The organism is Stenotrophomonas oahuensis (assembly GCF_031834595.1).
GTDB lineage: Bacteria > Pseudomonadota > Gammaproteobacteria > Xanthomonadales > Xanthomonadaceae > Stenotrophomonas > Stenotrophomonas oahuensis.
Genome location: NZ_CP115541.1, coordinates 762848 through 788009, shown reverse-complemented (window position 1 = coordinate 788009; position 25162 = coordinate 762848). Strand labels below are relative to the sequence as shown.

General features: G+C 66.4%; 19 protein-coding genes, 1 pseudogene and 1 riboswitch. Of the genes and pseudogenes, 15 read left to right on the top strand and 5 right to left on the bottom strand.

What is annotated here, in order from left to right; genetic code table 11:
- The first annotated feature begins 68 nt into the window (after positions 1-68).
- Positions 69-170: riboswitch (TPP riboswitch) on the top strand.
- A 113-nt stretch (positions 171-283) separates the two neighbouring features.
- The 5 genes and pseudogenes from thiC to PDM29_RS03430 form a co-directional block, all read left to right on the top strand.
- Positions 284-2059, top strand: a pseudogene (thiC, locus tag PDM29_RS03450) (phosphomethylpyrimidine synthase ThiC); the annotation flags it as partial.
- A gap of 66 nt (positions 2060-2125) precedes the next feature.
- On the top strand, positions 2126-2803 hold the full coding sequence (locus PDM29_RS03445) for an ion channel (protein ID WP_311192497.1): 678 nt from the start codon (positions 2126-2128) through the stop codon (positions 2801-2803).
- A gap of 272 nt (positions 2804-3075) precedes the next feature.
- A complete protein-coding gene (locus tag PDM29_RS03440) occupies positions 3076-5358 on the top strand; it encodes a winged helix-turn-helix domain-containing protein (protein ID WP_311192496.1) in 2283 nt (760 codons plus the stop codon).
- 123 nt (positions 5359-5481) lie between these two features.
- The gene (locus tag PDM29_RS03435; protein ID WP_311192495.1) at positions 5482-6363 is read left to right on the top strand and encodes a helix-turn-helix transcriptional regulator; all 882 of its coding nucleotides are present in this window, start codon (positions 5482-5484) and stop codon (positions 6361-6363) included.
- Positions 6364-6431: 68 nt separating this feature from the next.
- Positions 6432-9308, top strand: coding sequence for a TonB-dependent receptor plug domain-containing protein (locus tag PDM29_RS03430; protein ID WP_311192494.1), 2877 nt, complete (start codon positions 6432-6434; stop codon positions 9306-9308).
- A gap of 232 nt (positions 9309-9540) precedes the next feature.
- Here the strand turns inward: PDM29_RS03430 and PDM29_RS03425 are convergent, their stop codons facing one another.
- Complete coding sequence (locus PDM29_RS03425; protein ID WP_311192493.1) at positions 9541-10662, bottom strand: HDOD domain-containing protein; 1122 nt, start codon at positions 10660-10662, stop codon at positions 9541-9543.
- Between the two features lie 152 nt (positions 10663-10814).
- A complete protein-coding gene (gene ppa, locus PDM29_RS03420) occupies positions 10815-11351 on the bottom strand; it encodes an inorganic diphosphatase (protein WP_311192492.1) in 537 nt (178 codons plus the stop codon).
- A 202-nt stretch (positions 11352-11553) separates the two neighbouring features.
- On the opposite strand from ppa, the gene PDM29_RS03415 reads away from it, so the two are divergent.
- The 6 genes from PDM29_RS03415 to PDM29_RS03390 all read left to right on the top strand — a co-directional run bounded on the left by PDM29_RS03415 (position 11554) and on the right by PDM29_RS03390 (position 18723).
- The gene (locus PDM29_RS03415; protein WP_311192491.1) at positions 11554-12090 is read left to right on the top strand and encodes a hypothetical protein; all 537 of its coding nucleotides are present in this window, start codon (positions 11554-11556) and stop codon (positions 12088-12090) included.
- 24 nt (positions 12091-12114) lie between these two features.
- A complete protein-coding gene (locus PDM29_RS03410) occupies positions 12115-13323 on the top strand; it encodes a helix-turn-helix domain-containing protein (RefSeq protein WP_311192490.1) in 1209 nt (402 codons plus the stop codon).
- 43 nt (positions 13324-13366) lie between these two features.
- Entirely contained in the window at positions 13367-14026 is a 660-nt protein-coding gene (locus tag PDM29_RS03405; protein ID WP_311192489.1) for an NHL repeat-containing protein, read from the top strand.
- Positions 14027-14061: 35 nt separating this feature from the next.
- Positions 14062-14562, top strand: a complete 501-nt coding sequence (locus tag PDM29_RS03400; protein ID WP_311192488.1) for an RNA polymerase sigma factor — start codon at positions 14062-14064, stop codon at positions 14560-14562.
- Positions 14563-14667: 105 nt separating this feature from the next.
- Complete coding sequence (locus PDM29_RS03395) at positions 14668-15642, top strand: FecR family protein (protein WP_311192487.1); 975 nt, start codon at positions 14668-14670, stop codon at positions 15640-15642.
- Positions 15643-15798: 156 nt separating this feature from the next.
- Complete coding sequence (locus tag PDM29_RS03390) at positions 15799-18723, top strand: TonB-dependent receptor (protein ID WP_311192486.1); 2925 nt, start codon at positions 15799-15801, stop codon at positions 18721-18723.
- An 87-nt stretch (positions 18724-18810) separates the two neighbouring features.
- On the opposite strand, the gene PDM29_RS03385 is transcribed toward PDM29_RS03390, so the two are convergent.
- Positions 18811-19056, bottom strand: coding sequence for a DUF2789 domain-containing protein (locus PDM29_RS03385; RefSeq protein WP_311192485.1), 246 nt, complete (start codon positions 19054-19056; stop codon positions 18811-18813).
- 162 nt (positions 19057-19218) lie between these two features.
- Here PDM29_RS03385 and PDM29_RS03380 point away from each other — a divergent pair, with 162 nt between their 5' ends.
- Together PDM29_RS03380 and PDM29_RS03375 are read left to right on the top strand one after the other, a co-directional pair.
- Positions 19219-19809 (top strand): biliverdin-producing heme oxygenase, encoded by a 591-nt coding sequence (locus tag PDM29_RS03380; protein WP_311192484.1) that lies wholly within the window; start codon positions 19219-19221, stop codon positions 19807-19809.
- Between the two features lie 16 nt (positions 19810-19825).
- Complete coding sequence (locus tag PDM29_RS03375) at positions 19826-20188, top strand: YbaN family protein (protein ID WP_311192483.1); 363 nt, start codon at positions 19826-19828, stop codon at positions 20186-20188.
- A gap of 3 nt (positions 20189-20191) precedes the next feature.
- On the opposite strand, the gene PDM29_RS03370 is transcribed toward PDM29_RS03375, so the two are convergent.
- Positions 20192-22219 carry a sodium-translocating pyrophosphatase gene (locus PDM29_RS03370; RefSeq protein ID WP_311192482.1) on the bottom strand — a complete coding sequence of 676 codons (2028 nt, stop codon included), beginning with the start codon at positions 22217-22219 and terminating at the stop codon, positions 20192-20194.
- A 227-nt stretch (positions 22220-22446) separates the two neighbouring features.
- On the opposite strand from PDM29_RS03370, the gene PDM29_RS03365 reads away from it, so the two are divergent.
- Positions 22447-22953, top strand: a complete 507-nt coding sequence (locus tag PDM29_RS03365; protein WP_311192481.1) for a hypothetical protein — start codon at positions 22447-22449, stop codon at positions 22951-22953.
- An 80-nt stretch (positions 22954-23033) separates the two neighbouring features.
- Here PDM29_RS03365 and PDM29_RS03360 read toward each other — a convergent pair whose 3' ends face one another.
- On the bottom strand, positions 23034-24290 hold the full coding sequence (locus PDM29_RS03360; protein WP_311192480.1) for a 6-phosphofructokinase: 1257 nt from the start codon (positions 24288-24290) through the stop codon (positions 23034-23036).
- 142 nt (positions 24291-24432) lie between these two features.
- Here PDM29_RS03360 and PDM29_RS03355 point away from each other — a divergent pair, with 142 nt between their 5' ends.
- Positions 24433-24996, top strand: a complete 564-nt coding sequence (locus tag PDM29_RS03355) for an adenylate kinase (protein WP_125359806.1) — start codon at positions 24433-24435, stop codon at positions 24994-24996.
- The last annotated feature ends 166 nt before the right edge of the window (positions 24997-25162 follow it).

Here is a 25162-nt window from a genome sequence, read left to right as displayed (position 1 = left end):
GCGCAGGCAGTCTAGCCAGCCCCACGTCAGCGGCCTGTTCACGCCGCCGGGCAGGTGTGGTCCAATACGCCCTGAAGCGGGGGTACCGCGGCCATCCGGCCACGGTTGAGACAGTCCCATCGAACCTGATCCGGCTCATACCGGCGTAGGGAAGCTTCGTATCTGCCGATGCATCGCGCCGTAGGGTCCCCGCACCCGAAGACCATCCGCGTTGCGTCGGCCGTGCGCCGCCGCTTCGTCCTTTCCGCGCATTCCCGCGCGGAAACAGATCCGGACGAGGCCCATGAACGCACAACCATCCCCCCTTCAGCAGCAGACCCAGGCGCTTTCCGAATCGGTCACCCAGCCGATCTCCGGCTCGCGCAAGGTCCACGTAGCCGGCTCGCGGCCGGACCTGCAGGTACCGATGCGCGAGATCGCGCAGGCCTGCACGCCCACGAGCTTTGGCGGCGGAGAGAACGCGCCACTCACGGTGTATGACACCTCCGGGCCATATACCGACCCGCACGCACATATCGACCTGTCCAGCGGACTGGCCGCGCTGCGCGCCGGCTGGGTGGCGGAGCGGGGCGACAGCGCGACGCTGGACCGGCTGAGCTCGGCCTTCGGCCAGTCGCGCGCGCTGGATGCGCGTCTGGACGCGGTGCGCTTCCCGGCCCGCACTACGCCGCGGCGCGCACTGCCCGGCATGAACGTCACCCAGATGCACTACGCGCGACGCGGCATCATCACGCCGGAAATGGAGTTTGTTGCCATCCGTGAGAACCAGCGGCTGGAAGCGGTGACCGATGCGGCGCTGCGCCGCCAGCATCCGGGGCAGTCATTCGGCGCGTCGCTGCCGCCGCGGATCACGCCGGAATTCGTACGCGAGGAGATCGCGCGTGGTCGTGCTGTTCTACCGTGCAACATCAACCATCCCGAACTCGAGCCAATGATCATCGGGCGCAACTTCCTGACCAAGGTCAATGCCAACATCGGCAACAGCGCGGTGTCTTCTGGTATTGCGGAGGAAGTAGAGAAGTTGGTATGGGCCATCCGCTGGGGCGCGGACACCGTGATGGACCTGTCCACTGGCAAGCACATCCACGAGACCCGCGAGTGGATCATCCGCAATTCGCCGGTGCCGATTGGTACGGTGCCGATCTACCAGGCACTGGAGAAGGTGGACGGCCGCGCCGAGGAACTGAACTGGGCGGTGTTCCGCGACACGCTGATCGAACAGGCCGAGCAGGGCGTGGACTACTTCACCATCCATGCCGGTGTGCTCAAGGATCTGGTGCCGCTCACCGCGCAGCGTGTGACCGGCATCGTGTCGCGCGGCGGTTCCATCATGGCCAGGTGGTGTCTGGCGCATCAGCGTGAGAACTTCCTGTACACGCACTTCGAAGAGATCTGCGAGATCATGAAGGCGTACGATGTCAGCTTCTCGCTCGGTGATGGCCTGCGCCCGGGCTGCCTTGCCGACGCCAATGACGCTGCCCAGTTCGGTGAGCTGGAAGCACTGGGTGAGCTGACAAGGATCGCCTGGAAACACGACGTGCAGACGATCATCGAAGGGCCAGGCCATGTGCCGATGCACCTGATCAGGGAAAACATGGACAAGCAGCTGCGCGAATGCGGTGAGGCCCCGTTCTACACACTGGGGCCGCTCACCACCGACATCGCGCCAGGTTACGACCACATCACCAGTGCGATTGGTGCGGCCATGATCGGCTGGTACGGCACCGCCATGCTCTGCTATGTGACACCCAAGGAACACCTCGGGCTACCCAACCGCGAGGACGTACGCGACGGCATGATGGCGTACAAGATCGCCGCCCACGCCGCCGATCTGGCCAAGGGTCACCCCGGTGCGCAGGTGCGCGACAACGCACTGAGCAAGGCGCGCTTTGAGTTCCGCTGGGAAGACCAGTTCAATCTGGGGCTGGACCCGGACAAGGCCCGCGAATTTCATGACGAGACCCTGCCCAAGGACGCGCACAAGGAGGCGCACTTCTGCTCCATGTGCGGGCCGCACTTCTGCTCGATGAAGATCAGCCAGGATGTGCGCGACCACGCGGCCGTCATGCCACCGGGGCTGGTTCCGGGCTAATCTCCGGCCCATACACACCGGGGCGGAGGGGCGATGGGCATTGCACGGACCACCAAATGGCTGGCCATCGCCCGCCGGCACCCCTCCGCCTGGCTGCTCGCCGTGCAGCTGCTCGGGGTGCTGCTGTATCCAGCCATGGACGAGTCCGGTGCCAGTCGCGCGCTGTTCGGTGCGTTCGGGATCGCCGTGTTGGGGCTGGCCCTGTGGGTCGTGCGGCGCAGCCCGCTCGGCATGTGGCTGGCGCTGCTGCTTGCCGTTCCATCGGTGATCTTCTCGGTCACCGGTGCGCTGCTGGGGCGACCTGCGCTGGTCACCACTGCACAGCTGCTGGAGTCGCTGCTGTACTTCTATACCGCCGGCAGCCTGATCGCCTACATGCTGCAGGACCATAAGGTGACCCGCGACGAGCTGTTCGCAGCCGGTGCCACCTTCACCTTGCTCGCGTGGGGTTTCGCTTTCGCATTTGCGGTCTGCCAGCAGTGGTTCCCTGGCAGCTTTCTCGCCACCAGCGAAAGCGAACTGCGCACCTGGATGGAGCTGCTTTATCTGAGCTTCAGCTTGTTGTCAGGGGTAGGCTTGAGTGACGTGGTGCCGGTACATCCGCAGGCGCGTGCACTGGTGATGCTGGAACAGTTCGCAGGCGTGATGTACGTAGCGCTGGTGGTCTCGCGGCTGGTCGGTTTGACCATGCTTCGGCGTGCACGAAGCTGAATCCACGTTAATAACAAACTGAATGCCACATAAAAATTTCGCGCCCGAAGGCGCGAATAGTGCAGCAAATTATGGATTTTCGTCGGCGAGAGAGAGCCTGATGTTGTCCGCACGCACAGGCGCAGTTAACCGGCATAGGCTAGTATTCGCGCCCTTCGGTGTATTTGCGTGATGCAGCTATGCCGTTTGCGGAATCTGGCGGTTCGTTGATCAGCACATGATTGAATGAAGGCTGCGTTCCTGTTGTCACAGTTGTTTTGCGTACTACTGGAATGATCAGCCCCGCGAGTGAGACAACCCCTGCCGATGTGATCCTGATCGGCGACTGCACGGTCACGCTGTCGCTGCGTGAAGTGGTCGTGCCCGGCGCGCGACGTCCGCGCCGTCTCACGCCGAAGGCGCTGGGCGTACTCAAGGCATTGATGCGGGTCCCTGGCGCAGTGGTCAGCCGCGACGAACTGTTCGCCGAGGTATGGCCGGATACGTTACCGACCAACGACGTGCTGACCCAGGCGGTCACCCAGCTGCGCAAGGCCTTCTCGGGTGATGACGAGGGTGGCACGGTCTACATCGAAACCATTGCCAAGACCGGCTATCGGCTGGTGCAGCCGGTCAGCGACGTGCTGCCGGTGGCGGCGGACGAAAGCGATGCTACGACGTCCGATGCGGCCCCGGCGTCGGCCTGGGTGCCGCGCCCGCGCAGCCTGTGGCGGCGCACCCGGCGCTATGTCTATCTGGCGATCGGCCTGGCGATGTTCATCGCAATGATGGTCATGGCTGCACTGCTCAGTCAGCGCAGCGCGCCGACGGCCAGCGGCGGCGTGCTGGAGGATGGCAGCCGCGTGGTCGGCAGCCCGCCGCGCCCGTACCGCCTGATCACTGCCACCGCGGGCTTTGAAACCTATCCCACGGTCTCCCCGGACGGTTCGCAGGTGGCCTACGAGGCCGAGAATGCGAACCAGGATGGCAGCAACATCCGCCTGCAGACCTCGGGCAACGCGCCCGCACGCCTGCTGACCGAGACCCCCGCCGGTCATGCCGACCGCTTCCCCAACTGGTCGCCGGATGGCCGTGAGATTGCCTTCGCGCGGTTTGGCCCGGCGGGCAGCTGCGAGGTGCTGCTGGCCAGCGCCACCGGCGGCGCAATCCGGCACCTGACCCGTTGCGACGGCACCGAGCTGCTGAGTTTTGACTGGACCCCGAACGGGCGCGGCATGGTGTTCGGCTCGATGGCGGGTCGCTATGCCCATCGCGGCATCCGTGTGCTGGATATCGCCAGCGGGCAATGGACGGCCCTGCAGTACCCCGTCGCTGCCGACAGCTTCGATTACGCGCCGCGCTTCTCGCCCGATGGGCGCTGGATCGTGTTCGTTCGCAACCCTCAGATCGGCGACCTATGGCGCATGCCCGCCACTGGCGGCACGCCGGAGCAGCTCACCAATGACCTGGCCGAGATCCGGGGCTGGGCGTGGCGCGGCGACAGCCGGCACATCGTGTTCGGGCGCCGCGTGGACAGCGAATCGCGCCTGTACGAACTGGATACCCAGACCCGCACGCTGCGCGATGTGGGCGTGGACGATGCCGAATCGCCTGCCTTGGCCCGGCACACCAACATGCTGGCGTTCGTGCACCGCCGACCGCAGTTTGGTCTGTTCCGCGTGCCGATCGCGAACGGCAAGCCGGGAACCCCGGAACGCCTGTTCCCGTCCAGCGGGCGCGATGCCCAGCCGATGCTGGCTCCGGACGGCAAGCAACTGGTGTTTACCTCGGATCGCTCCGGCAGCTTCGGCCTGTGGTGGGCCGACCTGACCCGGCCGGATTCGCTGCGGCCGGTGGATGGGCTGCGCCCGGAAACCCGTCAAGCCCCCGACTGGTCGCCCGACAGCACCCGCTTGCTGGTGTCGGGCCGCGATGCCCAGGCGCGGCCGGTGATCTACGAGGTGTCACCGCGCGACGAGCAGGTGGTGGCGCTACCAGTGCCGGTCGCGCAGCCGCTGCAGGCGTTGTACGCCGACGACAGCGACCATGTGCTGGTGGTCGAGCGCGACCGCGACGAGCAGCTGCGGCTTTCATTGTTCGACCGGCGTCCAACGCCGTGGCGATTGCTGGGGCAGATTGACGGCGTGTCACAGGCGCGCTTCGACCCGGCCGGGCAACGGGTGCTGTTCACCCGGCTGTCGGCCGGCGGCCTCTGGTCGGCCGACAGCCGGCTGACCCCGGACAGCATTCGCCAGGTCAGTGAAGACCGGCCCACCCGTTGGCGCTACCGCGCCTGGGCCGTGGCGCGTGATGGCAGCCTGGATTACCTGTCCAACCGCGCCGACTGCGCGACCGGCTTCGCCCGTATCACTGGCAATGGTCCAGGCAAGGAGTACTGCCTGGACCCCGACCGGCTGAGCACCAGCAACGGCTTCAGTGCGCAGCCCGATGGCAGCGCGCTGTACCTGCCGCTGGCGGTCGCCGATGGGGCCGATATCGGGGTGATGACACTGCCGGAAAGCCCCAGGCCGATGTTCCTCTCGGTTTCCAACCTGTTGTTCTGGAAGGGAAAGTAGCTTTCGTAGTTCTTTCGTGAGGGCGTCGTGACGATTTCGGATGAAACTCGTTGATCCTTCCTGACGCAAAGCGCCTGACTTGGCAAAACGGTGGCCCCGTAACGGCAAACCCCCGGTGCAGTCATGCGTCAGCTTTCCCTGGCCGATCGAGGCCAATCGCTCAACCTGGACAAGATCGTCGACGACGGTCCGCTGCCGACCTGCCTGGGCGTGGCCCGGCTGGGCAGCCTGCAGACCGCCGGCACCACCTTCACCGTGTGGATGCAGCTGCGTGGCAGCGCCTGGGTGGAATCGAAGGAAGGCAAGTTCCGTCTGCGCCAGCGTGAGTGGATCGCCTTCGAGAAGGAATCCAAGCCGATGATCCAGGCCGGCCGCGATGGCCTGTGCATCGGTCTCAGCCTGACTCCGGACGCACTGCGCGCGCTGGGTGAACTGGCCGACTGCAGCCTGTATGCCGGCCGCGGCAGCATGAGCCGCAGCGAAGTGCGCGTGGCCCTGCGCCTGTGGCGCGACGCCCTGGCCAGCGGCCAGCCGGCGCAGGCGCTGCGCCCGGTGCTGCTGCACCTGGCGTCGCTGCAGCGCGCGCTGGCCAATGGTGTGCAGCGTTGCCCGGGGCGCTCGCGCATCCGCAAGCGCCAGGTGTTCGGCCGCATGCAGCGCGCGCGCCTGTACCTGGAAGGCAACAGCCACCGCGTGGTGCGCATCGGCGAGCTGGCCGAGCTGACCAACTTCAGCAGCTGGTATCTGTCCAAGACCTTCCAGAGCCTGTACGAGGAAAGCCCGCAGTCGCTGTCGGCGCGGCTGCGCCTGGAGCGTGCCGCTGACCTGCTGCGTGATACCGACATGATGATCGGCGAAGTCGCTGCGGCCAGCGGTTTCGACAACTGCTGCAGCTTCGCACGCGCTTTCCGCGCGCGTTATGGCCAGTCCGCGTCCGGCTTTCGCGAGACCGGCGGAATTGTCCCGCCAAAGTCAGCAAAGTCTTCGGTGGCATCGCGCAAATAATTAACGGCAACGCAATCGTAACTTTCCGAGGCGGTTTAACACGCTACTAACGTACCTTGGAGAGAAGAATGAATTTCCGTACTCCCGCAGTGCGCCTCGGCCTGCTGCCGGCCGGCATTGCCCTGGCGCTCGCGCCGAGCTTTGCCTCGGCGCAGGAAGCTGCAGCGGGCACCACTGACCTGGATCGCATCTCGGTCACCGGCTCGCGTATTCGCGGTGCCAACATGGAGACCCAGCAGCCGATCCTGACGATGACCCGTGAATCCCTGGAAAAGCAGGGCTTCTCGAGCGTCGCCGACGTGCTGAACAACCTGACCTCGGCCGGCTCGCCGGCCATCTCGCGTTCGGACTCGCTGTCCTCGGGCGAAAACGTGGGCGGCTACTACGTCGACCTGCGCAACCTGGGCGCACAGCGCACCCTGGTCCTGATGAACGGCAAGCGCCTGGGCGCCACCACTGCCGGTTACCAGGATCTGGGCCAGATCCCGATGTCGGCCATCGAGCGCATTGAAGTCCTGAAGGACGGCGCTTCCTCGATCTACGGTTCCGACGCCATTGCCGGCGTGGTCAACGTGATCACCCGCAAGAACATCGACGGCGGCGAAGTCAACGTCTACTTCGGTCAGTACGACCAGGGCGACGGCGAAAACCAGCAGTACTCGATGACCCTGGGTGCTACCGGCGAACGCGGCAGCCTGACCCTGTCGGCCGAATACTCCAAGCAGGATCCGGTGTGGGCGAAGGATCGTTGGTTCAGCCGTGACGGCGGCAAGGGTCCGAATTCGACCACTGCTGACTGGAGCGCTGTCAGCCAGAACAGCACCTGGTGCGACCCGCGCGTGTGGGGCGACTGCAAGGCGCGTCCGCAGGGCCAGGCCCAGCCGGAGTGGAAGACCCTCAATGAAGGTGGCAACCCGAACAACCCGGCCGATTACCACCTGCTGACCCCGGCCGAGTACGCCAACTCGAACGAGCAGATGAGCGTGCTGACCGGTACCGAGCGCAAGTCGCTGTACGTCAACGGCACCTACGACTTCACCGACACCATCAGCCTGAACACCGACGTGCTCTACAACGAGCGCAACACGGATCAGCAGATTGCCGGTTACCCGTTCCAGTCCTCGTCGTTCAGCACCCCGCTGTCGGCTGACAGCGCCTTCAACCCGACCGCCGTCAATGGCGTGGGTGGCAGCGACGTGCAGTTCCGTCGTCGTCTGTGGGAAGTGCCGCGCACCACCGAAAGCCAGCTGAAGACCCTGCGCTTTGCGCCGACCGTCAGCGGCTACTTCGAGTTCGCTGGCAAGACCTTCGATTGGGACGTCGGCGCGCTGTGGAACCGCAACGAGTCGATCAAGTCCAATCACGGCGACATGAGCCTGATCGCCGCCGAGCAGGCGCTGGGCGCATCGTTCATCAACGCCAACGGCGTGGCACAGTGCGGTACCGCTGCCAACCCGGTCGCGCTGGGTGACTGCCGTCCGTGGAACCCGCTGCTGCCGTACGGCGTTGCCGGTGCCGGTTCGCTGGCTGACCAGGACCTGCAGGACTTCCTGTTCCCGGTCTACACCACCCGCGGCGTGACCAAGACCACCAGCTTCACCGCCAACCTGGCCGGTTCCATCGTGACCCTGCCGGCCGGCGACCTCGGCTTCGCCGTGGGCGTGGAGCACCGCAAGGAAGAAGGCAGCTACGTGCCGGACGCCTTCGCACAGTCGGGCATGTCCACCGGCCTGGGCCAGAAGCCGACCCGTGGTGAGTACGATCTGAACGAGGTCTACCTCGAACTGAACGTGCCGATCCTGGCCGACATGGCGTTCGCCAAGGAACTGACCCTGAACGTTGCCAGCCGTTATTCGGACTACAGCAACTTCGGTGGCACCACCAACAGCAAGTTCGGTCTGACCTGGCGTCCGATGGACGAGCTGCTGGTCCGCGGCACCTATGCCGAGGGCTTCCGCGCTCCGACCATCGCTGACCTGTACGGTGGCCTGAGCTCGAGCTTCGAGTCCTACATCGATCCGTGCGGCATCACCGCTCCGGGCAGCGTGGCAGGCAATGCCGCCTGCATCAACGGCGGCGCGCCGGCCAACTACACCCAGCTGGGTCAGGCCGGTGCCGTCTGCGGCACCCTGCCGTGCCAGTCGGGCGACCAGTTCATCTCGGGTGCGAACCCGGACCTGTCGCCGGAAACCTCCAAGAGCACGACCTTCGGTCTGGTCTGGAGCCCGCGCTGGGTGCAGGGTCTGGACGTCTCGCTGGACTGGTACCGCTACGAAATCAGCGACATGATCATCGACGACTCCGTCGATCGCATCCTGCGTGATTGCTACGTGCTGGGTAACACCGACCGTTGCAGCAGCGTGACCCGTGCCGCCGACGGCCACATCAGCGCCATCACCTACGGCACCGCCAACCTCGGCAAGATGGAAACCGAAGGTTACGACCTGGGCATCAAGTACCGTCTGCCGGAGCTGGCCATCGGTCAGTTCAACATCGACTGGCAGACCAGCTACCTGTCCAAGTACGACGAGCAGAACCAGAACTCTGCCGGCGACAACATCATGATGGGCATGGTCGGTCAGGATGCGCTGTTCCGCGTGCGTTCGAACTTCAACGTCAACTGGGCACTGGGTGACTTCTCGGTCAACTACACCGCCCGTTACTACTCGGGTCTGAACGAAGACTGCATCTCGATCGGCTGCACCGATCCGGATCGCTACGCGTACGGTGAGAAGGCTCCGCTCCGCAAGACCGGTGCCAACACCTTCCACGACCTGCAGGTCAGCTACAAGGCTCCGTGGGATGCCACCATCGCCCTGGGCGCGAACAACGTGTTCGACCACAAGGGTCCGCTGATGTACTCGCAGCAGAACTCGAGCTTCGCCTACTACGGCGGTTTCGATATCGGCCGCTTCCTGTACATGAAGTACACCCAGCGCTTCTGATCCTTTGAAGCTTTGGTAAGTTGAAAGAGAAGGGCGGGCCGCGAGGTCCGCCCTTTTTTCGTAGAGCCGGGCTTGCCCGGCTGCTCTTTGCGGACGCCACAAACAAAAAAAGCGCGCCTTGCGGCACGCCATTTTCAATCAAGGTGTACCCACCAACGGTCGGTACCTGCCCGCGTAATCGCTGATGAGTGCCGACCAACGGTCGGCACCTACCCGCCTGATCGCGGTGCGATTACGCTTCCGCCGCCACCAGGCCCATCAGGCCGTTGGCGTGGTCGCGCCACTGCGGCAGCTTGGCCAGCACGCCGGCACGCTGCAGGTATTCCTCGTCCACCGGGTCGCCGTTGACCAGCGCCAGCGCCACGTGCACCGCGCCGGTCACCCAGAAGCTGCGGGTGTTGGAGCGCTGCGGCTGCAGGTGGAAGGCCACCGCTTCGATGATCGGCATCGGCAGGCCCCACAGGCCCAGCAGGTAGGCACCGGCTTCGGCATGGCCCGGGCGCAGGTCGCCGTCGCTGGCCGGTTCGGTACGCTCATTGCGCACGCCCGGCAGCAGCAGGCCGATGTCGGCCAGCAGCGCCGCGGTGGCACCGAGTTCGGCGCTGGATTCAGGCAGCAGCTTGGCGGCCAGGCGCGAGGCCATCAGCGCGCGCTGCTGCAGCGAGTTGCGTTCGCCCACCGACAGCGGCGAGGCCGAGAACACCTCGCTGGCCAGCACCAGGTCGCGCAGGGTCGACAGCCCCAGACGGTTCACCGCCGAGCGCAGGTCGGAAATGGTGCGGCCGCTGTTGTAGAACGCCGAATTGGACAGCTGCAGCACCTTGGCGGCGATGGCCGGGTCGGCCGACACCAGCTTGGCGATGTCTGCGGTATCGGTGTCGTCGTCGTGTTCCAGCGCCTGGGTCAGGCTCAGGTACAGGTGCGGCGGCGACGGCAGCTTTTCGATCCGGCCAATGGCGCTGCGCAGGCGCTCGCTGTCCAGCAGTTCACGCAGTTCTTCCAGGCTGGTCAGTGCCTCCAGCAGCACTTCCGGGGCCAGCGGCAGCGGCAGGAAGCGATGTGCCACGCCGATCAGGCGGGCCGGCGGCGGGCGGTTGCCCTGGGGCGCTTCCACCAGCGCGATGCGGATGGTTTCCGGTCGCAGCGTGCGGATCTGGCCCAGCAGCGTGGTGGCGGTGAGGTCGGGCAGGGCCGGGCAGGCAATCACAGCGTCCACCGCCGTGGAGGCCACGATGCTCATGGCCGACTGGCCGTCGGCCGCGGTCACCGGCTGCCATTCTTCCCCAAGATCGGCAATGAATTCGGTCAGCTCAGCCGACAGGCTGGCTTCGTCCCCAACAAGCAGAATACGCACGACACAATCCCCTGATTGACCACGGTGAAACGCACCGTGGACGGTGTATCTGACGCAATGTACCTAATCCGGCGCAAATAGTGATGTGCCGCATGCAGAAAACGTGATGGCCATCGCTCCGGTGACGGACACCGGAGCGTGGCTGTTCAGGCTCAGGCCTGGCCGTCGAGGTAACGCTGGTGGGCCTCGATCAGGATCTGCTTGGCTTCGGCCGCGCCGCCCCAGCCATCCAGCTTGACCCACTTGCCCTTTTCCAGGTCCTTGTAGTGCTCGAAGAAGTGGCCGATGCGCTCCAGCCAGTGGCTGGACACCTGCTCGATGTCTTCCACGTGGGCGTAGCCGCTGAAGATCTTTGCGACCGGCACGGCCAGGATCTTCTCGTCACTGCCGGCTTCGTCGCTCATCTTCAGCACGCCAACCGGACGGCAACGCACCACCGAACCCGGAACCAGCGGCAGCGGCAGCACCACCAGCACGTCGGCCGGGTCGCCGTCGCCGCACAGGGTGCTCGGCACATAGCCGTAGTTGCAGGGGTAGCGCATCGGGGTGGAGAGGATGCGGTCGACGAAGATCGCGCCGGTTTCCTTGTCCACTTCGTACTTCACCGGCTCGGAATCCTTCGGGATCTCGATGATGACGTTGATTTCTTCCGGCGGGTTCTTGCCGGGCGAGACGAGTTCCAGACCCATGGTGTGCTCCGAGAGGGGGATGTTGGCGTAAGACCGCCCATTTTATGCCTTTGCCGGCCGCCGTGCAGGTAGGCCCCGGCCGACCCGCCGCTCCGGATTTTCCCGGGGCGCGAATTCGGCCTGCTCTGATCGCGCCGGGGCAGCCCGGGCGCGCACCCTGAGCGCGGGCGCACTGATGCGCCGGATGGCCAAGGAGCCTGTCATGACCCGATTCCACCACCCGCTGCTTGCTGTTGCTGCTGGCCTGCTGCTGTCCCCGCTGCTGGCGGGCCACGCCACGGCGGCCGAGGGCCACTCCGGTCCGGCGTTCGTCGACCTGGTCGACTACCCGACCTACTACGCCCAGGGGGCCGCGTTCCATGACCTGCGCCGGCGGCTGCGCGCCGGCTTCGACGATGTCTGCATGGACACCATCTGCGAGGGCGAATTCACCGACTACCAGGCCCTGAAAATGCGCTGTGCGGTGGAGACGGCCAGCGGCATGGTGACCGAGTGCCGCTGGGCGTTCGCCGCCAGCGAGCTGGAGGTGGACCCGACCAATGGGCGGGTGGGCGGCCAACAGCCGCGCTGGCTCTGCGCGCTGCCGATTCCGGCCGGCACCACGGTACCGGCGTTCTTCGCGGCGCTGGCGGGCCCGCGGGCCATCTTCCAGCAGCTGCCCGGGGCGTCGCAGTCCGTGTTTGAGTCGGTTTCCGAATGCCTGGGTGGGACGGGCGATCGCAGCCGCGCGGCAGAGTAGGGGCAGGCCGGTTAGCCTGTCGGCATGGATGCCTTGTTGACTGCTGCGGCGCGGAACCTGGCGGCTGGCGATGTACTGGCCGCCCTGGGCAAGGTGTCCCTGCGTTCGGACCCACCGGCGCTGGCGCTGCGCGGTATCGCCATGGCCCAGCTGGGCGAGCTGGCCCGTGCCCGCGTGCTGCTGCGGCAGGCACACGCGGCGTTTGCCCGCACCGAGGGAGTCGCCCGTGCCCGCTGCGTGGTCGCCGACGCCGAGATTGGATTGGCCCTGCGCGAGCTGAGCGGGTCATCCGCTGCGCTGCTGGCCGCTGCCCGACGGCTGGAGGCCGCGCAGGACAGCGCCAACGCGTTGCAGGCGTGGCTGATCCTTGCGCGACGGGCCCTGCTGCTGGGGCGCGGCGCGGACGCAACGGTCGCCTTGGACCGTGTGCAGGGCCAGCCACTGCCGCCCGCGTTGGCCGCCATGGCGGCGCTGACCCGGACCACGCTGGCGGCGCGGGCCCTGCAGATTCCCTTGGCGGAGCAGGCGTTGCAGGAGGCCACGCAGGCAGCGCAGCAGTCGGGCATCGCTGCCCTGCAGGAAGAGGTGTCGCAGGCCAGCGCCGAACTGCGCAAGCCTGCCGCGCGCTGCGCTGGGAAAGCGCTGGACCTGCAGCAGGTGCGCGTGCTGCTGGATGGGCCGCACTGTGTGGTGGACGGCTGCCGCCGAGGCGTGTGGAACGCCGGACGCTGGCAATCGCTGGCGCGCCGACCACTGCTCTTTACATTGCTGTGCGCGCTGGGGACGGCATGGCCCGAGGATCTGTCACGCGATGCGCTCATCGCGTCGGTGTTCTGCACCCGCCATGGAGATGACACCCATCGCGTACGCCTGCGGGTTGAGATCGGGCGGCTGCGGAAGCTGCTGCCTGAGGGCGTGACCGTGGCCAGCACGCGCGAAGGCTACCGGCTGGAGGTGGGTGAAGGCAGGCGCGTGTCGGTGCTGGATCCCCCCTTTGACGATGCATCCGCTACGGTGGCGGCACTGCTGTCTGACGGCGCGGGTTGGTCCAGCTCGGCATTGGCGTTGGCGCTGGGTATCAGCCAGCGCGGTGTGCAGCGGGCGCTGGCCGACCTGCAGGCGCAGGGGCGGGTACGCCCCAGCGGACAGGGCCGCACGCAACGCTGGCGAGCGATGCCGCTGACCGGATTCACGACGATCTTGTTACTCCCCAGGCTGCTGCCAGGGGACTAGTGTCCGCAGCAGGCCCCCATTCCGAGGGACCAGGAGCGATGCCATGAACCGTGCCACCCCATCCGCCACCGCCGTGCATGACGCTGAAGTGCTTCGCCAGTACGGCCCCTTCGACGGTGCCGACGCCATCCACGGCGTGAGCTTCGACGGTCAACAGGTGTGGGCCGCCACCGGCCCGGCGCTGGTGGCCTTCGACCCGGCCAGTGGTACCCCGGTGCGCTCGCTGCCGGTGCCCTGCGACGCCGGTACCGCCTTCGATGGCACCCACCTGTACCAGATTGCCGAAGCCCGCATCGACAAGATCGACCCGCACAGCGGCCAGGTGCTGGCCTCCATCCCTGCACCGGGCGGCGGCACCGATTCGGGCATGGCCTGGGCCGAAGGCTACCTGTGGGTGGGGCAGTACCGCGAGCGCCGCATCCACCAGGTCGACCCGGCCACCGGCCAGGTGCTGCGCGCCATCGCGTCCGACCGCTTCGTCACTGGCGTCACCTGGGTGGACGGTGAGCTCTGGCACGGCACCGACGACGGCGAACGCAGCGACATCCGCCGCATCGACCCGGCCAGTGGCGCGGTGCTGGAGCGGCTGGTGATGCCGGACGGCATGCATGTCAGCGGGCTGGAGTCGGATGGCGGGCAGGTGTTCTACGCTGGCGGCGGGCGCAGTGGCAAAGTGCGTGCGGTGCGTCGCCCGGGCGCTTAACGTGACGCATTCGCATTTGGACGCTACCATGCGGCATGTCTTCCAATGCCTCGACCCTGACCGAACTGCTGATCCGCGAACGGCCCGCGCTGCTGCGTCTGGTACAGCGGATCCTCGGCGGTGATGGCAGCGCCGAGGACGTGATCCAGTCGGTGTGGTTCAAGGCGCGCGGGGTCGGCAACGACCTCTGCATCGACAACCCGCGTGCCTACCTGTACCGGCTGGCCAGCAACCTGGCCACTGATCACGGCCGCGAGCGCACCCGGCGCGCGCGGCTGCTGGCCGAGCAGCATCTGTGGGGGCCCGACGAAGTGCTCTCCACGGAGGAGCAGGCCATGGCCCAGGACGAACTGCAGCGGGTGTTGGCAGCGGCCGAACACCTTCCCGAACCCACCCGCACCATTTTCCGTCTCAACCGCCTGCAGGGCCTGACCCAGGCGGAGATCGCACGGCGGCAGGGGGTGTCGGTCACCACCGTCGAGAACCATGTGCGCGCGGCGCTGCAGCGGCTGGCCTGGGCGCGGCAAGGGCGCTGAGCCGATGTCCCCTTGGGGAATGCGCCGGCGCAAACGTCATGAGACGAGAGCCCGCGTGCCGGCTACCATGCCGGATCGCGACTGACACCGCCGCTACTGCCAGCCATGCGCCCGCCCGAACCGACAGCCGCACCGCCGCTTGCCTCCGACCCGCCTGCCGAACAGGCGCGGGCCTGGATTGCGTGGCTGGCGTCCGGCGCGGTGGACGCGCCGCGGATGGAGGACTTCGAACGCTGGCTGGCGGTACCCGGGCACCGGCGTGCGTTTGAATACGAACGCCAGTTGTGGCGGGTGCTGGGGCCGCCTGCTGCGGAAGACACACACGCCGCTGCACGCCCGGGCCGCCGTCGCGCGCGCTGGGCGATGGCCGCCGCAGCTGCGCTGGCGCTGCTGTGGGTGTCGCCGGAAGCCTGGTTGCGCCTGCGCGCCGACCACCGTACCGACACCACGATTGCCACGGTGGCGTTGCCTGATGGCAGTGCGGCCGTGCTCGACGCCGATTCGGCCATTGCCGTGGACTACAGCGACAGCCAGCGCGCCGTGCGCCTGCTGCGCGGGCGGGTCTGGTTCAAGGTGGCTCCCGGTCATCCGCAGCCGTTCCGTGTGCTGGCCCAGGGCGGCGTGGTGGAAGACATCTCTACTGCGTTCGCGGTCACCACGGGTGCCGGCGGCGTGCACACCGAAGTGGAGCAGGGCCAGGTAAGAGTGGCCGCGCAGACCGACGCGGGATGGACCTACCTGTTGGCCGGACAGCGTGCCGGTTTTACCCGTGGCGGCGTGGTGCAGCGGCAGCCGGACCTGGCACCGGACCGCATCGCCGCCTGGCGCGAGGGCGAACTGCTGCTCGATGCCACGCCGGTGGCCGAAGCGGTCACGCAGATTGCGCGCTACCGCGACGGGGCCACCTTTGTGCAGGGCGATCTTTCCGCCTTGCCTGCGGTGAACGCCGCGCTGCGCGTGGACCAGCCTGAGCAGGCGCTGGACGCGCTGGCCGCGACAGCCGGATTGCAGCTGACCCGGTTGCCGCTGGGCGCGGTGATCGTGCGGGTGGGCACGCCGGCTGAAAAACCGGCGCAGTGAGCCCACCGCGCGCATCGGGCGCGATTCCCCTTGGGGAACCTGCATCGTCGTGCGTCTTACCTCCCGAACGTACCCGCCGCCGCCACGTACTTCGCAGCGCCCGCCCTTCCTGCGGGAATGCCGCCTGAGCGGCTTGTCTCATTTACAGGTTTCAACATGTCTCTTGTTTCCCGCCGGGGCCTGCGTCCGTCCCGACTCTGCAGTGCGTTGCTTGCCGCCGGCTTGATCACCACCGTGGCATACCCGGCTCTGGCGCAGTCGTCTGACACGTCCGCGTTGACCGCCACCCACCGCTTCGACATTCCGGCCCAGCCGCTCGCGGACGCGCTGCGCAGCTACATGCGCCAGTCCGGCGTGCAGGTGGCTTACCCGGCCGCGCTGGCCAATGGCATCACCTCGAACGCGGTCAACGCCGAGCTGGATGCGCAGTCGGCGCTTGCGCAGCTGTTGCTGGGCAGCGGGCTGGCTCCGCGTTCGGTTGGCGCAGGTGCGGTCACGCTCGAACGCGCACCGCAGGCCACCCGCACCGACGGCGTGACCGTGACCCAGCCGCTGCGCGTGGCCGGCGACACCCTGCCGGCCGGCAGTGCGCTGGACACGGCGCGCACGCTGGACACCTATCGCGCCACCGGTTCCAGCGTATACGTGCCGCGTGCCACCATCGAACGCTTCCGTGGCACTTCCACCGCCGATATCGTCAAGGGCGTGGTCGGCGTGACCGCCGGTGATCCGCGTACCGCCAATGCGCTGGATCTGAACATCCGCGGCATCCAGGGCCAGAGCCGCATTCCAGTGATCATCGATGGCGGCCAGTCCACCATGGATACCTACCGTGGCTACGCCGGGCAGTCGCAGCGCACCTACCTGGACCCGGACCTGATCAGCAGCTTCACCGTCACCAAGGGCCCCAGTCTCGGCGCGAATGCCTCTGGCGGCATTGGCGGCGTGGTGGAAATGGATACGCTGAAACTGGACGACGTGGTGCGCGAAGGCCAGGACAGCGGCCTGCGCGTGCGCAGCGGCATCTCCAGCGGCAGCGCGCGCGATCTGCCGGCCTATGAAGGCGAGCCGGGCACCAACCGCAACAGCCTGGGTGGGCAGTTCTTCAACATCGCCGGTGCGAAGCACTGGGACAGTTTCGACCTGGTGGCCGCCTACGCCTGGCGCGACACCGGCAATTACTACGCCGGCAAGCACGGTTATGACGATTTCCCGCAGACCCGGCGCACGCTGGCCCCGCTGAATCCGCCGAACACCGAAGTCTTCAACACCTCATCCAAGTCCAATTCGGTGCTGCTGAAAGGCACCTGGCGCATCGATGACGCGCAGACCCTGGAAATGGGCTACCGCAACTACAGCGGCCGCCAGGGCGAAATCATGGCCTCGCAGGTCATCCGCGTGAACCGCGACCGCGTGCCGCAGTGGGAGCCGGGCAGCGTGGACCTGGATGCCTACAACCTGCGTTACCGCTTCGCCCCGGGCAATGACGCCGTCGATCTGAAAGCCAACCTCTGGTACACCAATGCCGACAGCCTGATGTACAACGGGCTGACCGGCATCACCCCGTGGTACTTCGACCGTCGCACCGAGTGGTATGACGGCCCGACCTTCAATGAAAACCCGGGCTACAAGGACGCGTATCGCAACAGCATGAACCAGGAGCGGTTCGGCCTGGACGTGTCCAACACCACGCTGCTGCTGACCGACGCCGCCGGGTTGTTCACCTTCGACTACGGGCTGTCCTTCAGCAATGAGGACGTGGGCCCGGGCAAGAATGCGCCGATCATGTTCGATGACCTGATCAACAACCGCTTCCTGCGCAATGCGCAGCGCAAGGAGTACAGCGCGGTGGCCTCGATGCGCTGGCAGCCGGACGACCACTGGGACGTGCTGCTGGGCGGGCGCTTCAACCGTGTGAGCATCTACGACCGCAATCGCCTGGCCACGGTGACCGAGGAATCGGTGATCGGTGAGTACCGCTACACCCAGCTGCTCAACGGCAACCCGGCACTGCCGGCGTGGCGCGCCAAGCGCATTGCCATGCTCAACTGGTATCCGGATGCGAACGGGCAGTTCACCGAAGCCTCGCTGCTGGCCTCACCCTACGAAAAGGGCACCGTGGCCGACATCACCGGCTGGAACTTCCACGACAACCCGGACACCGAAGACCTTATCGTGCCCACCGCGTGGAGCTGGTCGCAGCCGATCAAGCGCACCGACAACGCCTTCATGCCGACCGCCAGCGTGACCTATCGTTTCAACGAGGACACCTTGGTGTACGTGAAGTACGCCGAAGGCGTGAAGCTGCCCAGTCTGTTTGAAAGCACGCTGGGCCTGTTCACCGCGGCCAAGCCGGTGGACGGCGAGCTAAAGCCCGAACGCGCCGCCACCTGGGAAGTGGGGGCGAGCACGGTGCTGCACGGGGTGTTCGCGGATGGCGACCATGCTGCATTCAAGCTGGCGTACTTCAACACCCGAATCGATGACCTGATCACCCGCGATTACCGCACGCTGTCGGCCGGATATATCCGCAACATCGACCGCTTCAAGGTGTCGGGGCTGGAATTCCAGAGCACCTACGACGCCGGCAAGGTGTTTGCCGACCTGTCAGGCCACTACTACTTCGAAGCCAAGACCTGCGCGCCGGACATCGCCGCCGAGCGCCGTGCCTATGGCGTGCAGCGCAAGATCGCCGAGCTGGCGGCGACCCCGGACTGCGTGGACGGTGGTTTCGAGGGGTCGTACAGCAACACCCAGAACCCGCCGAAGTACACGGTGAACTTCACCCTGGGCTCGCGCCTGTTCGACGAACGGTTGAGCTTCGGTACCCGCGTGGTGCACAACGCCGGTCCGATCAGCAAGCTGGACAAGGAATGGAACGTGGGGTTGTCGGCGATCCAGCAGCTGTATCAGCCAGCGACGATCGTGGACGTGTTTGCCAGCTGGCAGGCCAGTCAGAAACTGGCGCTGGACTTCAACGTGGACAACCTGACAGATCGGTATTACCTGGATCCGCTGGCGCTGGGTGTGATGCCCGCACCGGGGCGGGTGATGCGGTTGGCGTTGACGTACCGGTATTGAACCGGGGTGACGGGCCTGCCGTGACGGGCATGGCCCGTCACTACGCGGGGTGTCCTGTAGAGACGGGCTTGCCCGGCTGCGCGCGTTTCAGCGCGCCATCGCATCCGCGTGCAATGCCTCGTTGAGCTCATCCACGATGATCGCCCAGTCCGCATCCGACTTCAGCTGCTCGGACAGGAACTGGCGCTGGCCATCGTTCCAGAACGGTGCCTCGGCCACCGCCACGTCGGCCGGCAGCTGGTGCTTGAGAATGAACGCGGCAATGCCGTCCTTGCTCGCATCCAGCCCCAACTGCTCGAACAGGGTGGTCATGCGGGATTCTGTGGTGTCCATAGGGATGTCCTCGTGGGGCGGTCAGGCTGGCATTATCGACAACAGCAGGTGAGGATGGCATCGCCGGAATGGGGGAGCCGCCCGCTGTGCTGCAATTGGCTTTGGGGGTCGCGGCCCCTCGTACGTCCTAACCCAGGTAATGCCCACTCAGAATTGAACCGCATGCTTGCTTTCGACTCCCCCGACGCCACCCGCAGCCAGCGCCTCAAGGCCGCCACCCGTGACAGCCACGGCGCACTGGATGCGCGCATCATGGCCGGCGACATCTTCGCCAGCCGCGACCATTTCGCACGTTTCCTGCGTGTGCAGTACCGCTTCCACCGCGACGTGGACGCACTGTATGCCAGCACCGCGCTTGATGCGCTGTTGCCCGACCTGGCCGAGCGTCGCCGCCTGAACCAGGTCACCCAGGACCTGCAGGACCTGGAGCAGACACTTCCGGCAGCGCTGTCCGCGCCGTTGCCGTCCGACCTGCCGCTGGCTGCCGCGCTGGGCTGGCTGTACGTGGCCGAGGGCTCCAACCTGGGCGGTACCGTGCTGTACAAGATGGCGGCTAAACTGGGGCTGGATGCCGACTTCGGTGCCCGTCATCTTGCCGCGCATCCGGACGGGGCCGCGCGCCACTGGCGCGCGTTCACCGCCGCGCTGGACAGCGTGGCGCTGACCGCCGAACAGGAGCAGCAGGTGATCGACGCCGCCGACGCCGCGTTCCGCAGCGTGCATGGGCACGTGGAACAGGAATTCGGGCGATGAGGGAAAGGGGCCGCTGATGCGCTGGATGTGGTTCGCACTGGGCTGGGTGATGGTGGCGCTGGGCGTCATCGGCGCGCTGTTGCCGGTGATGCCAACCACCATCTTCCTGATTCTGGCGGTGGGCTGCTTCGCGCGTAGTTCGCCGAAGTTCGAACGCAAGCTGCTGGAGCACCCGAAGTACGGCCCGTCGCTGCGGGCCTGGCGTGAGCAGGGCGCGGTGAGCCGCAAAGGCAAGGCCTTTGCGGCGGGCGGCATGGCGTTCGGGTTCGTGATGTTCTGCTGGGGCGCGCGGCCGTCGTGGCCGTTGCTGTTGGGGGTGGGGGCGTTTTTCCTGGCCAGCGCGATTTACGTGCTGTCACGCCCCACACCCGTGCCGTAACCCCTACAACAACGGCACCATCAACAACGCCACGATGTTGATGATCTTGATCAACGGATTGATCGCCGGGCCGGCGGTGTCCTTGTACGGATCACCCACCGTATCGCCGGTCACCGCCGCCTTGTGCGCTTCGCTGCCCTTGCCGCCGAAGTGCCCATCCTCGATGTACTTCTTGGCGTTGTCCCAGGCTCCGCCGCCGGTGGTCATCGAAATGGCCACGAACAACCCGGTGACGATGGTGCCGATCAGCAGCCCGCCCAGCGCGCGTGGCCCCAGCAGCAGGCCCACCACCACCGGTACCGCCACTGGCAGCAGCGAAGGCACGATCATCTCGCGGATCGCCGAGCGGGTCAGCATGTCCACCGCCCGGTCGTACTGCGGCTTGCCGGTGCCCTGCATGATGCCGGCGATCTCGCGGAACTGGCGGCGCACTTCTTCCACCACCGCACCGGCGGCACGGCCGACCGCCTCCATCGCCATCGCGCCGAACAGGTAGGGGATCAGGCCACCAATCAGCAGGCCGATGATCACCGTGTGGTCGGACAGATCGAAGGTGAACACCTCGCCCGGGTGCGCCGCCTGCAGGTTGTGCGTGTAGTCGGCAAACAGCACCAGCGCGGCCAACGCCGCCGAGCCGATTGCATAGCCCTTGGTCACCGCCTTGGTGGTGTTGCCCACCGCATCCAGCGGGTCGGTGATGTCGCGGATTTCCGACGGCAGTTCCGCCATCTCGGCAATACCGCCGGCGTTGTCGGTGATCGGGCCGTAGGCGTCCAGCGCCACGATCATGCCCGCCATCGACAGCATCGAGGTGGCTGCAATCGCAATGCCGTACAGGCCGCCGTGCAGATGCGCCAGCCAGATGGCAGCACACACGGCGATCACCGGCAGCGCCGTGGATTTCATCGAAACCCCCAGCCCGGCGATGATGTTGGTGCCATGCCCGGTGGTCGAGGCCTGCGCCACGTGCTGCACCGGCTTGTACTGGGTGCCGGTGTAGTACTCGGTGATCCACACGATCAACCCGGTCAGAATCAGGCCGATCAGCGCGCAGATGTACAGGTTGAACGACCCGTGTGCGTTGTCCGGCATCAGCTGCTGGGTGATCGGGTAGAACGCTATCGCGGCCAGCACGCCGGACACGATCACGCCCTTGTACAGCGCGCCCATGATCGAGCCGCCGGGCTTCACCTTGACGAACAGCGCGCCAATGATGGACGCGATGATCGACACGCCGCCCAGCACCAACGGGTACAGGATCGCGTTGCGTCCAGCCTCGGCCAGCATCAGGCTGCCCAGCAGCATGGTGGCGATGACGGTGACCGCGTAGGTTTCAAACAGGTCGGCCGCCATGCCGGCGCAGTCGCCCACGTTGTCGCCGACGTTGTCGGCGATCACCGCCGGGTTGCGCGGGTCGTCCTCGGGAATGCCGGCTTCGACCTTGCCGACCAGATCCGCGCCGACGTCAGCCCCCTTGGTGAAGATGCCGCCGCCCAGCCGGGCGAAGATCGAGATCAGCGAGGAGCCGAACGCCAGTCCGACCAGTGCGTGCAGAGCCTGGTCCTGGGCCAGCCCCAACCGCAGCAGCAGCGCGTAGTAGCCGGCCACGCCCAACAGACCGAGGCCCACCACCAGCATGCCGGTGATCGCGCCGCCGCGGAACGCCACGTCCATCGCCGCGCTGAGGCCGTTGCGGGCCGCTTCGGCGGTGCGTACGTTGGCGCGCACCGACACGTTCATGCCGATGTAGCCGGCCGCACCGGACAGCACCGCGCCGATCGCAAAGCCGATCGCGGTGTACCAGCTGAGGAAGATGCCGACCAGCACGAACAGCACTGCGCCGGCGATGCCGATGGTCAGGTATTGACGGTTGAGGTAGGCGCGCGCGCCTTCCTGGATGGCGGCGGCGATTTCCTGCATGCGGGCATTGCCGGCGGGTTGCCGCAGGATCCAGCGCGCTGAAATGATGCCGAAGAGAATCGCGAGAATGGCGCAGAGCAGCGCCAGAGAAAGCCCGTAACGTTCCAGCATGTCCCCTCCCGGGTGATGGATTGGCATCCAGCGGATGGACGAACCTCACCACGTAAAGGGCACAACGGGCTGCAACGATGGACCAACCCGATCAGACCGTGCCCGGTCCTCCTGCGTGTGGCTTTGTTCAGCAATCCTGGTGCGGCTACGAGTATGCCCCACCTTCCCACCCCGTTCATCACTTTCCTGCCAGCCTCCGTCCATCCCAAGTCCCATCGGAGGCGTTCATGCTCCCGCGCTACCTTGTTCCGTTGGCCCTGCTGGCCACCACCTTCGCCGCATCCGCCGCCGATGCGCCCGAGATCAATCGCCCCACCGGCAGCCCGCAGGCCAACGGTGCCACCCACACCCTCCGTCAGATTCCCGAAGCCTGTGCGCGGCTGGAGGGCACCTTCAGCGGCGATGCCGCACAGCCGTATCGCTTCAATGTCGTGCGCACCAGCGAGCAATGCCAGCCGCGCTCGGGCTTCGTAGACTTTGACAAGGCGCAACCCAGCGCTGCCAAGGGCTGGAAGCTCAATGACGTGATCCGCGTGCCCAGCGCGGCCTGCCCCTCGCAGCAGGCGGTGGTCAGCGTGTGGCGGCTGCCGGTGGACAAGAAGCCCGAGCTGGACGGGCAGGGCCAGTCGCGGATCTACCTGGAAGATGCGAAGAAGCAGGCCGCCGCCGGCAAAACCGCGCAGGTGCCGATGTTTGCGGCAAAGGCGGAGGTGCAGGGAAAAGCCTGCCGGTAACCGCCCCCGCCACGCCGGACGTGATCGCAAACACCCCGTAGGGACGCGCCATGCGCGTCCACGAGGTGCCAGGTCGCGCGTCAGGCCTCGAACGCCGGCAATTTCTTCTTCACCGCCACATTTTTCAGCGTGACGTATTTCGGCAAACCATCCGCCCCATAGGGCAACGGCGCTTCACCCTTGATCAACGGCGACAGATACGCACGCGCCTTTTCGGTGATGCCGAAACCATCACGACGAATGAATCCGGCCGGCATCTTTTTCTCATGGTTGGCCACCTTGTGCAGCGGTGCCGGTTCGATCTTCCATCGATACGGTTTGTCGCTGCTGCGCACGATCACGGGCATCACCGCGTTGTGCCCCTTCAACGCGTACTGCACGGCCGCCTTGCCCACCGCCTGGGCCTGTTCCCAGTCGGTCTTCGAGGCAATGTGCCGTGCCGAACGCTGCAGGTAATCCGGCAGGGTCCAGTGCACCTTGTAGCCCAGCGCATCTTTCACCCGTCCAGCCAGCAGCGAGGCCACGCCACCCAGCTGCGAGTGCCCGAACGCGTCCTTGCCGCCGCCGGCATCGGCGACGAAGGTGCCATCCGCGGTCTGGATGCCTTCCGACGCCACCACCACGCAATGGCCCACGCGCTCCACCACCTGCTTCACCTTGGCCAGGAAGGCCGCCTCGTCATAGGCGCGCTCCGGGAGCAGGATGATGTGCGGGGCATCGTCAGGACCTTCACCGGCCAGCCCGGCCGCCGCGGCCAGCCAGCCCGCGTGCCGGCCCATGGCCTCGTAGACGAACACCTTGGTCGAGGTTTCCGCCATGGCCGCCACGTCCAGCGCCGCTTCGCGCACGGAGACGGCGGTGTACTTGGCCGCCGAACCGAAGCCCGGGCAGGTGTCGGTCACCGCCAGGTCGTTGTCGATGGTCTTGGGTACCCCGATGCAGGTCAGGTCGTAGTTGAACGCCTTGGCCAGCTGCGACACCTTCCATGCGGTGTCGGCGGAATCGTTGCCGCCGTTATAGAGGAACCAGCGCACGTCATGGGCCTGCAGCACCGCCAGCAGGCGCTCGTAGCGGGCCCGGTCGGCGTCCAGCGACTTCAGTTTGTAGCGGCAGGAGCCAAATGCCCCGCCCGGGGTGTGGGCCAGCGCAGCAATAGCCGCCGCCGATTCCTTCGAGGTGTCGATCAGCTCTTCGCGCAGCGCGCCCAGAATACCGTTGCGCGCGGCCAAGACCTTGATTCCCTTGGCTCTTGCGGTGCTGATCACCGCCGAGGCGGTGGCGTTGATGACGGCGGTGACGCCGCCGGACTGGGCGTACAGCAGGGTGCCTTTGGACATGGTGCGACCTTGGTCGGGGGAGGAGGACATTGCAGGGACATTACCCGGATGAGGTAAAGTGCGTGTATTGCGGTGCAGCGTGAACGTGGGCTTTCCCACGGCGCGCTTACCCTTCCTTTTTTACCAAGTTGGAGTCAGGTTGATGCGATTGGTTCTGTTGGGACCGCCCGGTTCGGGCAAGGGGACACAGGCGACGCGCCTGAAGGACAAGCTGGGCCTGGCCCATATTTCCACCGGCGACATGCTGCGCGCGGAAATTTCGGCGGGTTCGGAACTGGGCAAGCAGGCCAAGGCCGTGATGGACGCGGGTAATCTCGTTTCCGACGAGATTCTGCTGGGCATGCTGGAATCGCGCCTGTCCCAGGCCGATGTGGCCAAGGGCTTCATTCTCGACGGTTACCCGCGCAACGTGGCCCAGGCCAACGCGCTGGACGCCCTGCTGGCCAAGATCGGCCAGCCGCTGGATGCCGTGGTGCAGTTGGATGTGGCCACCGACCTGCTGGTGCAGCGCATTGCCGGCCGTGCCGCCGAACAGGGCCGCGCCGATGACAATCCGGAATCGGTGCGCAACCGTCTGAACGTCTATAACGAGCAGACCGCGCCGGTGGTGGACTTCTATGCCGGTCGCGGCACGCTGGAGCGTGTGGACGGCGTGGGTGAGCTGGACGAAGTGGAAGCGCGCATTCACAAGGCCATCAAGGCTTGATGCGACGGGGCGCTGCTTCGGCAGCGCCAACGTCCTACACCTGCACGCCCAGCTCGGGGAAGAGCCGGGCGTGCGGTGTAGAACCAGCGAGCGGGCTTGCTCAGGGCCCCACAACATGAGCCCCCCTGGGGATTGGCCTCTTGGGGAGTAGGACCGATGGGGGTAT

Bases quoted from the DNA above. Each gene is read 5' to 3' on its own strand.
- PDM29_RS03365 (WP_311192481.1), top strand. From the start codon at position 22,447: ATGCTCCCGCGCTACCTTGTTCCGTTGGCCCTGCTGGCCACCACCTTC.
- PDM29_RS03430 (WP_311192494.1), top strand. From the start codon at position 6,432: ATGAATTTCCGTACTCCCGCAGTGCGCCTCGGCCTGCTGCCGGCCGGC.
- PDM29_RS03355 (WP_125359806.1), top strand. From the start codon at position 24,433: ATGCGATTGGTTCTGTTGGGACCGCCCGGTTCGGGCAAGGGGACACAG.
- PDM29_RS03415 (WP_311192491.1), top strand. From the start codon at position 11,554: ATGACCCGATTCCACCACCCGCTGCTTGCTGTTGCTGCTGGCCTGCTG.
- PDM29_RS03385 (WP_311192485.1), bottom strand. From the start codon at position 19,056: ATGGACACCACAGAATCCCGCATGACCACCCTGTTCGAGCAGTTGGGG.
- PDM29_RS03445 (WP_311192497.1), top strand. From the start codon at position 2,126: ATGGGCATTGCACGGACCACCAAATGGCTGGCCATCGCCCGCCGGCAC.
- ppa (WP_311192492.1), bottom strand. From the start codon at position 11,351: ATGGGTCTGGAACTCGTCTCGCCCGGCAAGAACCCGCCGGAAGAAATC.
- PDM29_RS03410 (WP_311192490.1), top strand. From the start codon at position 12,115: ATGGATGCCTTGTTGACTGCTGCGGCGCGGAACCTGGCGGCTGGCGAT.
- PDM29_RS03395 (WP_311192487.1), top strand. From the start codon at position 14,668: ATGCGCCCGCCCGAACCGACAGCCGCACCGCCGCTTGCCTCCGACCCG.
- PDM29_RS03390 (WP_311192486.1), top strand. From the start codon at position 15,799: ATGTCTCTTGTTTCCCGCCGGGGCCTGCGTCCGTCCCGACTCTGCAGT.
- PDM29_RS03405 (WP_311192489.1), top strand. From the start codon at position 13,367: ATGAACCGTGCCACCCCATCCGCCACCGCCGTGCATGACGCTGAAGTG.
- PDM29_RS03375 (WP_311192483.1), top strand. From the start codon at position 19,826: ATGCGCTGGATGTGGTTCGCACTGGGCTGGGTGATGGTGGCGCTGGGC.
- PDM29_RS03435 (WP_311192495.1), top strand. From the start codon at position 5,482: ATGCGTCAGCTTTCCCTGGCCGATCGAGGCCAATCGCTCAACCTGGAC.
- PDM29_RS03440 (WP_311192496.1), top strand. From the start codon at position 3,076: ATGATCAGCCCCGCGAGTGAGACAACCCCTGCCGATGTGATCCTGATC.
- PDM29_RS03380 (WP_311192484.1), top strand. From the start codon at position 19,219: ATGCTTGCTTTCGACTCCCCCGACGCCACCCGCAGCCAGCGCCTCAAG.
- PDM29_RS03360 (WP_311192480.1), bottom strand. From the start codon at position 24,290: ATGTCCAAAGGCACCCTGCTGTACGCCCAGTCCGGCGGCGTCACCGCC.
- PDM29_RS03370 (WP_311192482.1), bottom strand. From the start codon at position 22,219: ATGCTGGAACGTTACGGGCTTTCTCTGGCGCTGCTCTGCGCCATTCTC.
- PDM29_RS03400 (WP_311192488.1), top strand. From the start codon at position 14,062: ATGTCTTCCAATGCCTCGACCCTGACCGAACTGCTGATCCGCGAACGG.